Genomic DNA, 7,395 nt, shown 5'->3' with positions numbered 1-7,395 from the left:
GATGTATCGTGACCATTGACGCGATGGGTTGCCCGAGGGAGATGGCCGCCGCCCTGGCTGAAGATGCCTGTCGGATTCGCAAAGACCACGCCCCGCAGACCATGAGCTTATTGCGACAGATTGCGTTGAATCGGTTGGGGCAGGACAAATCCACCAAAGTGGGCATCAAAGCAAAGCGCAAAAAGGCGGGGGGGATGATGCTTATCTCCGCAAAATCCTTACTCAATGATTTTTATGCGTTTGCCCTAGGGAATCTACGTCTAGGAGAATCTAACTGATCTACTGTGAGGGCGATCGCCCAGCCGTCCAATTACTATCTGTTACTATAGGGTGATTCCACACTATTGGTCTTAAGTCAACGTAGCGCATGGGCTGTAACGCCTCCCATCAGAAGAGAAGCGCGCTAAACGATTGCTCATCTCCGCAAAAACAGTAGAATAGAGTCTGTCCGCTTAGCAGGCGAGACAGTTTCCGAAACCCGTTTCTATCTAATAGTTCCCCTTTTTGTGCTCCAGTAGCTCAGTTGGATAGAGCAACTGCCTTCTAAGCAGTCGGTCGAAGGTTCGAGTCCTTCCTGGGGCGTGCTTATCAAAATCTTACCAATCAACCGGAATCTTGCTGCCAAGCATTGTAGGGGAGTCCTACGGCTAGCAGAACGCTCCTCCTCGTATCACGTTTGAAGCGGGGGGGATGGCAACTGCGACGACGCTTGAAACGTTGGAGGCCTGCTTCGTCCCCATCCAGGGGTCTCACCCTTTATAGCTTAAGAGATGAGTAGGAGGTGACCGATTCCCCTTCCTTCAATCGCTATAAAACTGCTGGAGTCGATCGTGCCACTGTCGCCAGTACTGCTTCATCATGTCCGCATCCAGCCAAAAGACTTCGGCCTCGGTATCGGGCAACGCTACTACTAACAGCGCGGACTGCACCTGGATACCGTGATCTCCATAGCAATGGTTCACCGCTCCGCAGTAGGCCGCCAGTTGGATGGGGGCATCGTACAACCGTTCAAGGCTCCCCTTAGGGCGATCAGCCGTTTTCCAGTCGCAGAGGCACGACTGTCCCTGGTAGCTGGCGAGACAATCGACCCGTCCGGCATAGCCCAAATCATAATGGAAGACAAAGTTTTCCACGAGGCGAACGTCGTCTAAGTCCTGCAACACAGGTCGAAGACTCTTCCAATAGGGCTGAGCCGCATCGGGACAGGTCTTCTCTTGCCCCAGCAGATAGGTTTTGATCTGGTGATGGGTGAGGGTTCCCCGACGGCTAGCGGTGGTAGCCACACGGGTCGCCTCCTCTGTGCCAAGGCGCGATCGCCACCGGGCTAGGGCTTTGCGAGCTTCAATCGGCTTGGTCGCATTCAAAATTGACGTGACGCTGGGCAATCGTCTTTCCTGCTCATCCACAAAGAAGCGATATCCCTGGGTACACACCGTTTTAGCGGCGATCGCGGGCAGTAAATTGGGAACCGTTGGCGGAGTCATGCAGCCGTGCTTACCCGTTCAGTCGCCAAACTCCATCAAAGACATGCTCCGCAGGGCCAGTCATATACAAATGCTGATCCTCGGCCCACTCGATCAGGAGGCAGCCTCCTGGTAGTTCAACCGTTGCCCGTCGAGCAGATTTGCCATTGAGTACGCCTGCAACCAAGGTGGCACATGCTCCCGTACCACAGGCCAGCGTAATCCCTGCACCGCGCTCCCAGACCCGCATTTTCAAATAATCGTCACGCACAACTTCTACAAATTCAGCGTTGGTGCGCTTGGGAAATGCCAGATGGTGTTCAAACTTAGGGCCAATGGTTTCCAAAGGAACAGCCGCCACATCCTCCACAAAGGTGATGCAGTGAGGATTCCCCATGCTGACACAGGTGACCGACCATTCTTGGCCTGCGACCGTAAGCGGCACGTCAATCGCTTTCTGCTGGGCATCCGCTAGGGTGGTGGGAATTTCTTCGGCGAGGAGCCAAGGTAACCCCATATCGACGGTGATCTGTCCATTGGCCTCCATCCTTGGCAGAATCGGGCCAGCCAGGGTCTGGATGCGGTAGGTTTTGGTTTCGTTCGGTGCTGCGTTACCATCAGCAACCTCAAGCGTGTGGATAAATTTTGCTAAGCAGCGAATGCCATTGCCGCACATTTCCGGCTCGGAACCGTCGGAGTTAAAAATCCGCATGGTGTAGTCGGCTCCCTCCGTACCCGGCAGGGCGAAGATTACCCCGTCTGCGCCGATCCCAAAGTGGCGATCGCACCATTGCACCGCTTGCTCTGGCGTGAGGCAAGGCTCGCTTTGATAGCGATTGTCAATCAGAATAAAGTCGTTGCCAAGGCCGTGGTATTTGGAAAACGCAAGAGAGGGGTTCGATTGCATAGCGTGCCCTACGAAATTCGTTGAATGACTTGGATATTGATGTACGTAAAATTTTAAGGCTTGGCGAGGTAAACCTGCTGCATAAGACAGCACACTAGGGCACACTAGAAGGCGTAACGGCTACCCCCTGAACTCATGAGTACTGAATTTGATACCGGACTGCCCAGCACTCGCCTGATTCAATCTCTGATTAAAGATGGACGCGAGGTTGAAATTAAGCTCCTGACGGATGATTTACTCGTTGGCAAGGTGCAGTGGCAAGATCCAAATTATCTATGCCTGCTTGATCACTACAATCAGCCCACGATGGTCTTTCGACCTGCGATCGCCTTTATCAAGCCCAAAGCCTAGAATAATTGCCTCACCTAGCGTGGCCCCCTCTCGATGGCCGAGTTGGCGATCGCAATCAGATCTTCGCGGATTTCGGCATCTGACCCTGGCACTTTGAGATAGATGCGGTAAAACGCTCCAGCATAGCTCCAGCCAACCACCGGAGGTAAGCAAGACGCGCCGCAGATCATCGGCTGAAAATGACCCTGGATATTTTGAGCGAGGTTGACCCTCTCACTAAATTCCTCCGGATAGGGGGTACCATCCAGTTCTGCCTCGATGGATCCCACCGAGCAAACATTAGCCGTGCAGTCGGGAGTGAGTCCTAATATGATGCTGTAGTGGCGCGTATCTTCCGTGTGGTGAAGGTAGATAGGTTCATCCAAAACGGCGTCAGACAACGCATCGGGTAGGAGAAGCACTACCTGAGTGCGCGATCGTACTTCAGGAATCACCGCATCAAATAGGGTGCGAACGGGAGTTAGTGTCGGAGGTAGGGGTGTAGACAGCATAGGGTTGGAGTCCTCCGTGGAAGCATGGTGTACATGATCGGAATCATCGGAAACCAGATCCTGAGAAGGAACTGTGGGATTCAGATCCTGATCTGGAGCAGGGGCAGAGGATGACTGTGCTGGGTTGATCTCCACCGTTGCATTCACGGCGTCTTGCTCTGTAGCTTGATGGGTTGCAATCACAACTCCAGTTGCGGCGGCAGTTACCGATCCAGTTACGAGTAAGGCGATCGTCGCCGCTTTCATTGTCACAGTCTCCATCCATGATGGCTTCGAGTAACCCCTAATCTACTTCTACGATAGCCTCCGGCAGGAGCCTGCAACATCATCCAACTGGGTCAATCCAGCCAGGTGATCCTTCAGGCTATATCTGGAGATACTTACAGATTTGAAACGCCACAGTGTACATTGAGGATATTAATAATTCGATACGCTGTAGGATAAGCCGTAGTACTTTAGGGTTTGTTGCTCTGTTTGTGAGTCATGGATAACGTGGGGAAGGGGCTTGTGAGTAAGTTAGAAATGACGCAGCTCGAGCGATTGCAAGAAATCGGTCTTTACTTGGAGCGAGTTCGCCAAGAGCAAGGGCTGCCCTTGGAGGAGATTGCGTCGCACACCTATATCCCGCTGCGCATTCTACGCGCTATTGAAGCAGGGGATGACCACGTATTGCCAGAGCCAATATTTATCCAGGGCTTTATCCGTCGCTATGCTGACGCCCTTGGGCTGGATGGGCAGGCGATCGCCCAAGAGTTTCCCCTCTATGCTCAGCCCCTGCAATCTGAATGTATCGACGATGATCCCCTCGTCAATCAGCCTGCACCTTGGCAGTTTCCAAGCCTCAAATTTCTCAAGTCTTTGCCAATTGACCCCACAAAACCTAAACTTAACTGGCCACTCATTGGCGCAGCCGCAGCCGGAGTCGTGGTTCTAGGTGGCATTCTGTATGGATTAAGTCGCGGTGCCCATCAGTCCAATGCGCCTCAGTCGGCATCGCAGCCTGAGTCGGTTGCAACACCAGAGTCGAGAACCGCCGCTCCTGTTTCAGAGCCAGAGGCGTCTTCTCCTGGTGGGGAATCCGATGCCGTTGATGATGCCCCTGTACCGTTATTTGCTGAATCGACCGGGCGGGCGATCGCGGTTCCTGGTGTCGGTGTGGTTGAAGCCTTATCAAAAATAACCACGGCACCCGTTCAGGTGAGCATCATGCTAAATCGGCGGTCTTGGATGCAAGTCACCGTCGATGGCGAGTCTGAGTTTGAAGGCATTATGGACGAAGGCACCGAGCAAACCTGGCTGGGTGAGGAAGAGATCACGGTGCTAGCTGGCGATGCCGGAGCCGTGATGTTATCGGCAAACGGCAGTGAATCGACTGTGATGGGCGAGGATGGCAGTATTGCCGAAGTGACCGTAACACCGGAAGACGAAAGTAATCGTCCTTAATCCAATCGATCAGGTTATCTGGATGAATATTTTGATGGATGGCGTTGCAGGGCGCTGGCCGAGATGATCTGGGTTTTCAGGTCGCGGTCGCCAGACTTGAGGGGAATCAACGCAGGCATCCCCGTCCTCCCCGTCAGTCGCTAAGATATAGATTCGATAGGCTGCCCACGAACGATCATGATCAACGCTAATCCGACGCGATCGCCCCTCCCGTCTGAAACGACGGTTACCCTGCACTATCAGGTTTCAATGCCTCAGCCCACCTCCCATTTATTCGAGGTGGAACTGCAGATTGAGGGATGGGAGCGAGCGTCCCTAGATCTGAAAATGCCCGTTTGGACGCCGGGTTCCTATCTAGTGCGCGAGTATTCCCGTCATGTTCAGAATTTTGCTGCACAAAGCGATGATCGCCCTTTGGAGTGGCGCAAGCTGGGCAAAAACCACTGGCAGATCGATACAGATGACGTCTCGACGGTACAGGTGCGGTATCGCGTGTTTGCCAATGAGCTGAGCGTCCGCACCAATCACCTGGACGAGACCCACGGCTACTTCAATGGAGCGGCACTCTTTTTCTTTATTCCTGGGTTTCAGCACCAGCCGATGCGGGTGACGGTGATGCCTCCGGTTCCCGGTTGGCACATTGCCACCACCCTAGAACCCGACCCGTCGCACCCCCACACGTTCCAGGCCGCCGATTTTGATGAGTTGGTAGACAGCCCCTTTGAAATCGGCGTTCATCAACTGGTGGAATTTGAGGTGGAGGATAAACCCCATCAGCTTGTAATTTGGGGGCGGGGCAAGGTAGATACGCCGCGCATGGTGCGCGATATTCAGAAAATTATTGAAGTCGAATCTCAGCTTTTCCAAGGATTGCCCTACGATCGCTACCTGTTCTTGCTGCATTTGTCCGCGCAGGGGTTTGGCGGCCTGGAACATAAAAACTCCTGCTCGCTCAACTATCCTCGTTTGGGCATGCAGTCTGAGGATAAGTATCAACGCTTTATGCAGCTTGTGGCGCACGAGTTTTTCCACCTGTGGAACATTAAGCGTATTCGGCCTAAGGCGCTGGAAGTGTTTGACTACGAAGCAGAGAACTACACGCCGTCGCTGTGGTTTAGCGAAGGAACCACCAGCTATTACGACCTCACGATTCCCTTCCGGGCGGGAATCTACGATGCTAAGGGATTCCTGCGCGAGTTGAGTAATGAAATTAGCCGCTATTTGCAGGTTCCAGGACGACAGGTGCAGCCCTTGGGCGAATCTAGCTTTGATGCCTGGATTAAGCTGTATCGACGGGATGCCCACAGCGATAATTCCCAAATTTCCTACTATCTCAAGGGCGAAATGGTGTCGCTGCTGCTCGACTTGCTGATTCGGGCACGGCACCACAATCGGCGATCGCTCGACGATGTCATGCTGATCATGTGGGAACGCTTTGGCAAAGATGAAATTGGCTTTACGCCAGAGCAGCTTGAAGACGTGATTTCCGATGTGGCCGATACGGTGCTCGATGAGTTCTTCCAGCTCTGCTTGCACAGCACTGAGGAACTCCCGTTTGATCAATTCCTAGCCCCCTTTGGCTTAAAACTTCAGGCTGATCCGAGCGATAGCCAACCTCCGTTCATCGGGTTAACGGTCACGACCGAAAACGGCAAAGCCATGGTCAAGTTTGTAGAGCATAGCTCTCCGGCACAGCAGGCTGGAGTGGATGCTGGTGATGAGTTGCTGGCTCTGGATCAGCTTCGGGTTTCGGCGGATCAACTGGGCGATCGCCTCAAGGCCTATCAACCGGGCGATGAGGTGCTGTTGACCTTCTTCCACCAGGATGAGTTATTGACACGGCCCGTGGTGCTGGCTCCCCCCCGCCCGAACCGCTACCAACTTGTCGCGGTTGAAAATCCCTCGGAAGACCAGCAGCAATCCTTTGAAGGATGGCTCGGCACGCCATTATCTGCCGTTTTTGGTGATTAAGGTAAGTCAATTCCCTGGTTCCCAGAAATTCGGGATGAAGGGGATGGGCATAAAAACGAGGACTGTGTGACAAAGTGTAACTCCTTCTGGATAAGAAGCTTAAGGTCATCTAGGGCACTTAGGGTCCCGTGGTAGCTTAAATGCAAGCATCCAGATGCAACTATATGGGGGAACCGCTTATGGCTCTGCAATCACCACCACCGTCCATTAGTCCACGTCAAATGAATCTCCTGCGGATTGTGGCCTCAATGGCCTAGTGTGATGGTAACCTTGCGTCCGAAGAAGCCGAAGTAATGCTGGATCGGTTTAGCGGCATCTTTGCGAAGAGTCCGTCGCAGCAGCAGCACTTGCGCCAAGAGCTTCAAGACTATGTGATTCAGAATATTCCCCTCCGCGAATTGACCCCCAAGCTCCAAACTCAGGACGAAAAAGAGTTAGTGCTGCGTTTGGGCTATGAAGTGATTCGCTCAAGTGCGCGCACCCCAGACGAGGATTCGATCAATGCGGACGAGGCCGCAACCTATCAGGAGTTGGTCACCTTGCTGGGATTGCCCGCCGATGTCCAAGCTCGCATTGAGGCTGAGGTTGAGCAAGGGAACAGCGAAGGCAGCATTGTAGACACCTTGAGCCAAGGGCTTGAGTCCTTTGCTGAAAATCACTAGGGTTTGGTTACAGCGATTTCATGCCCTCAAGTTAGGGCATCGGACAGGGCGGATTAGCATGGTGGCCGCTTGGTGTGACTGACAAGTTGCAGCGCCCATGACCTTCC

7 protein-coding genes, 1 tRNA gene and 1 pseudogene are annotated in these 7,395 nt (G+C 53.4%); 6 read left to right on the top strand and 3 right to left on the bottom strand.

The genetic code is table 11. From position 1 onward, the window contains the following. The first annotated feature begins 23 nt into the window (after window positions 1-23). Both IGR76_03580 and IGR76_03575 read left to right on the top strand, forming a co-directional pair. A complete protein-coding gene (locus IGR76_03580) occupies window positions 24-278 on the top strand; it encodes a hypothetical protein (protein MBF2077604.1) in 255 nt (84 codons plus the stop codon). Window positions 279-508: 230 nt separating this feature from the next. Further along, window positions 509-582: transfer RNA gene (locus IGR76_03575), tRNA-Arg, on the top strand. Window positions 583-800: 218 nt separating this feature from the next. On the opposite strand, the gene IGR76_03570 is transcribed toward IGR76_03575, so the two are convergent. Together IGR76_03570 and IGR76_03565 are read right to left on the bottom strand one after the other, a co-directional pair. Next, window positions 801-1,484 carry a PD-(D/E)XK nuclease family protein gene (locus tag IGR76_03570; protein MBF2077603.1) on the bottom strand — a complete coding sequence of 228 codons (684 nt, stop codon included), beginning with the start codon at window positions 1,482-1,484 and terminating at the stop codon, window positions 801-803. Between the two features lie 10 nt (window positions 1,485-1,494). Beyond that, on the bottom strand, window positions 1,495-2,370 hold the full coding sequence (locus IGR76_03565; protein ID MBF2077602.1) for a diaminopimelate epimerase: 876 nt from the start codon (window positions 2,368-2,370) through the stop codon (window positions 1,495-1,497). A gap of 135 nt (window positions 2,371-2,505) precedes the next feature. Here IGR76_03565 and IGR76_03560 point away from each other — a divergent pair, with 135 nt between their 5' ends. Next, complete coding sequence (locus tag IGR76_03560) at window positions 2,506-2,721, top strand: RNA-binding protein hfq (protein MBF2077601.1); 216 nt, start codon at window positions 2,506-2,508, stop codon at window positions 2,719-2,721. A gap of 14 nt (window positions 2,722-2,735) precedes the next feature. Here the strand turns inward: IGR76_03560 and IGR76_03555 are convergent, their stop codons facing one another. After that, the gene (locus IGR76_03555; protein ID MBF2077600.1) at window positions 2,736-3,464 is read right to left on the bottom strand and encodes a hypothetical protein; all 729 of its coding nucleotides are present in this window, start codon (window positions 3,462-3,464) and stop codon (window positions 2,736-2,738) included. Between the two features lie 270 nt (window positions 3,465-3,734). Here IGR76_03555 and IGR76_03550 point away from each other — a divergent pair, with 270 nt between their 5' ends. From IGR76_03550 to IGR76_03540, 3 genes and pseudogenes are all read left to right on the top strand, one after another. Next, window positions 3,735-4,655 (top strand): helix-turn-helix domain-containing protein, encoded by a 921-nt coding sequence (locus IGR76_03550; protein MBF2077599.1) that lies wholly within the window; start codon window positions 3,735-3,737, stop codon window positions 4,653-4,655. A gap of 177 nt (window positions 4,656-4,832) precedes the next feature. Then, on the top strand, window positions 4,833-6,626 hold the full coding sequence (locus IGR76_03545) for a M61 family metallopeptidase (protein MBF2077598.1): 1,794 nt from the start codon (window positions 4,833-4,835) through the stop codon (window positions 6,624-6,626). Window positions 6,627-6,805: 179 nt separating this feature from the next. Further along, window positions 6,806-7,288, top strand: a pseudogene (locus tag IGR76_03540) (TerB family tellurite resistance protein). Window positions 7,289-7,395: the final 107 nt, after the last annotated feature.

Source organism: Synechococcales cyanobacterium T60_A2020_003 (assembly GCA_015272205.1).
Classification (GTDB): Bacteria; Cyanobacteriota; Cyanobacteriia; order RECH01; family RECH01; genus JACYMB01.
This window is presented reverse-complemented; position numbering and strand designations above follow the sequence as displayed.